Origin of the sequence: Cetobacterium somerae ATCC BAA-474 (assembly GCF_000479045.1) — a bacterium.
GTDB classification, from domain to species: domain Bacteria; phylum Fusobacteriota; class Fusobacteriia; order Fusobacteriales; family Fusobacteriaceae; genus Cetobacterium_A; species Cetobacterium_A somerae.
This window is the reverse complement of record NZ_KI518131.1, coordinates 1-3,926: the sequence shown is the minus strand read 5'-3', so window position 1 is coordinate 3,926 and position 3,926 is coordinate 1. Positions and strand designations below refer to the sequence as shown.

Genomic DNA, 3,926 nt, shown 5'->3' with positions numbered 1-3,926 from the left:
AAAACAGATATAGATAATATATTTTATCATTCCTCTTTAAAATTTGATTTGCTAAAATATCATCTTTATATTTATTAAACAGTAAAGATATTATCTCATACTTTTCATGTTTTGCACATAAATTTATAAAAATTTCAAATTCTTTTTCATATTTTTTAATTTCTGTAATTCTTTGAAAAAGTTTACTATACATTCTTCTAGCTTCATTTGTATTTTCTAGTTTTAAGTACATCTCTGCTAAATCAATTATATATTTAATTTGATCTATTTTTGACACCTTTAAAATTCCTTCTTCAACTAACCATTTATTATTTATTTCTCTATCTTTTATAACTTTATCTAAATATTTTTTAGCTTGTTCTTCAGAAGTTTCTATAAAGCTCTCATAAGTTATTGTAAGCTCTTCACCTAACTCTTCAACTATTCTCTTTAAGTTTTTATAAAAAATAACACTCATTTTTTTACTTAAAGATTTTCGACCACTTTCAACCATTCCTAAGTATGTCTTAGAAACTTTATCCCCTGTTATATCCTCTTGTTTAATTTTATAATGTTTTCTATATTTTAGTATCTTTTCTCCTGGCGATAAAAACATACTATTCCCCCTTAAAATAAAAAACTGTTTATTATAGAATATCAAATTTTACATATTTTTACAATAAAAAATACCTTAGATTAGTCCAAACTCTAATCTAAGGTATTACTTTACTCTTTTTCTAATAATACTGTTTTATTATTTTTAATATAAATTTCTTCATAATCATCTAAAGAATCTAATGCTATTTTAGACATTGGAACTATTGCAATGATATTAAATACTGTCATTAATGCCACTCCCAAGTCTCCTAATTCCCATACAAACAGATACTGAGCCATTCCACCTACAAACATCATAATTAATGCTAAAATTTTATATGCATCTTGAGCCTTCATTTTATCACCAAATAAAAATGCTACATTAGATCTTGCATAGAATAATATTCCTAAAAATGTACTAAAACTAAATAAGAATAATATTACTGCAACTAAAGGTGTTCCAATACTTCCTATATGATAATCCATACAACTTTGAAGTAAATCCATCCCCATTTTCCCATCTCTAATTGATTGTGGTGCTAAAAGCATTGTAAATGCCGTACAACTACAAACAACTAAAGTATCTATAAAAACACCTAAAGCTTGAATTAACCCTTGTTCTACAGGATGATCTACATCTGCTGCTGCCGCTGCACATGGAGCTGAACCACTTCCAGCCTCATTTGAAAACAAACCTCTTTTTACTCCTTGCATTAATACTGCTCCAAATCCTCCTGCAACTATTTGCCTAGCACCAAAAGCCTCTTCAAAAATTTCTAAAAACATTCCAGGAACTGAACCAATATTTTTAATCAATATAAAAAGTGTTAAAGAAAAATATAATATTGCCATTATTGGCACTAATTTATTTAAAACATCTGCTATTTTATCTTTTCTTCCTTTTCCAAATAAAACTATTGCTCCTAAAGCTGTCATTGCAATTGATGTATAAAGTGGTGATATTCCAAAAGCATTATTAAATGATTCTGAAACGGAGTTAGAAACTATTTGTGTTATTCCAACCCAAGTTATTAATCCAGAAATTGCAAATAAAATTCCACAAAGTCTAAAATTAGAAGATTTTTTATAGTATCTTTTTCCATTTTTAGATACAACATCTGAGTCTTTTTCCAAATTTTTTTCAAATGGATCGTCCTCTCTAGATTCAGCAATAACCTCCATTCGATTCATAAAATAAGCTGGTCCACCTCTCCAACCACCAAACAAAGGATCTTTTTCTTTATAAATTTGAGCTAATGTACTCTCTATGAATGCAGTATTTGATCCTATTATAGCTGCTATCCACATCCAAAATATTGCTCCAGGTCCTCCAAAAGACACTGCAGCTACTACGCCAGCTAAATTCCCCATTCCCACTCTAGAGGCTGTAGCTATAAATAGAGCTTGTAATCCAGAAATAGCTTCCTTATCCTCTTTATTCTTACTTTTTAAAACTATCCTTATCATCTCTGGAAATAATCTAAAAGATAACATTCTAGTTTTAATACAATAATATATTCCTGTAGGAATTAACATTAAAACTAATAAACTTAAACCAATATTTGCTTCACCAACATTAAATAATATTATATCACCCCATAAAAACCCATTCAATGCACTAACTGCTGTTTTCAACGGTGATAATAATGAATCTATAAACCCCATCACATACCTCCTAATTTTATTTTAGTAGAAAGTTTTATGTAGGTATTTCTAGATTAAAATATCCTAAAGTTATCTTTAGGATATTTTAATTTTTATTATCTATTTCTGTGAAAATCTTCCTGTAAAAAATCTTAAACAAGCTGGTTCATACTCCCACTTTAATCCTTTTATTTGCTCTTTATTTTTGTACAGTTCTATTATTGTATCTGCTACATAATCTAAGTGAGCATATGTATAAACTCTTCTTGGAATTGTTAATCTTACTGTTTCTAATTTAGGATAATGATTTTTTCCTGTTTTTACATCCCTTCCTGCTGATATAATTCCTCTTTCCATTGTTCTAACACCAGAATGCTCATAAATAGATGCTGCTAAAGCTTGAGCAGGAAAATCATCTTGAGTTAAATGTGGTAAAAATGCTCTTGCATCTAAGAAAATTGCATGTCCTCCATAAGGTTTTACCATAGGTACCCCTGCTGCATCTAGCTTTTCTCCTAAATATCTTATTTGATTAACTCTATGACTTATATATTCATAGTTTACAGCCTCTCTAAGTCCAATTGCCATAGCTTCCATATCTCTTCCTGCCAATCCACCATAGCTAGGCATTCCTTCAAATTGAACTACTGTAGCTGTCGCTTGTAGATATAATTCATAATCATTCATACATAAGAATCCACCGATATTAGTTAAACAGTCTTTTTTTCCACTCATTGTACACCCATCACCATATGAAAACATCTCTTTTACAATATCTTTTATAGATTTATCTGCATATCCTTCTTCTCTTGCTTTTATAAAATAAGCATTTTCTATACAACGAGTTGCATCATACATAATCTTAATTCCATGTTTATGAGCTAGTTCTGAAACAGCTTTTATATTAGCCATTGATACCGGTTGTCCTCCAGCTAAGTTAACTGTAACTGCCAAACAAACATATGGTATTTTTTCTGCCCCCACTTCATCTATTAATGCTTGTAATTTCTTTAAATCTACATTACCTTTAAATGGTAAATCTATTTGAGAATTATGAGCTTCGTCTATTATAATATCTCTGAAAGTCGCCCCATTTCTTTCTTGATGAAATCTTGTAGTAGTAAAATACATATTTCCTGGAACATAGTCCCCTGGCTTAATTGTTAATGTTGATAAAATATTTTCTGCTCCTCTTCCTTGGTGAGTTGGAACTACATATTTAAATCCAAAAAGTTCTTGTACTGTTTTTTCTAAATGGTAGAAGTTTCTACTTCCTGCATAAGCTTCGTCTCCCAACATTAACCCAGCCCACTGAGCATCACTCATGGCATTAGTTCCAGAGTCAGTAAGTAAGTCTATATAACATTCATCTGATTTTAATAAAAACGTATTATATCCAGCTCTTTCAATAGCCTCTTTTCTCTCTTCTTTAGTCATAATAGCCATATTTTCAACCATTTTTATTTTATATGGTTCTGGTGCAAATCCTTTTGACATAATAATTCCTCCTCATTTATTTTTTCTTGTTGATAACATATATACTCCATTTTCTTTTTTATGTCAATAACTCTTATTTTAGAACATTTTTAATTGTTTTAAATATATTTTTTATTATAATCACAAGAAAATTTCTTTAGTTATATTTAAAACAAACCTTTTTATGGTTATTTTATAAGAAAATAGTAATTCTCACTCTTTCTAATTTC

At 29.2% G+C, this 3,926-nt stretch carries 3 protein-coding genes; all 3 read right to left on the bottom strand.

Features of this window, described 5'->3' with window-relative positions:
- The coding region (locus HMPREF0202_RS05990; protein ID WP_023052258.1) for a hypothetical protein at positions 1 to 595 on the bottom strand (595 nt) is incomplete at its 3' end.
- A 110-nt stretch (positions 596 to 705) separates the two neighbouring features.
- Complete coding sequence (locus tag HMPREF0202_RS05985) at positions 706 to 2,241, bottom strand: alanine/glycine:cation symporter family protein (RefSeq protein ID WP_084537642.1); 1,536 nt, start codon at positions 2,239 to 2,241, stop codon at positions 706 to 708.
- A 99-nt stretch (positions 2,242 to 2,340) separates the two neighbouring features.
- Positions 2,341 to 3,717: a tyrosine phenol-lyase gene (locus tag HMPREF0202_RS05980; RefSeq protein WP_023052256.1), complete on the bottom strand. Its 1,377-nt coding sequence runs from the start codon at positions 3,715 to 3,717 to the stop codon at positions 2,341 to 2,343.
- Between the last annotated feature and the right edge of the window lie 209 nt (positions 3,718 to 3,926).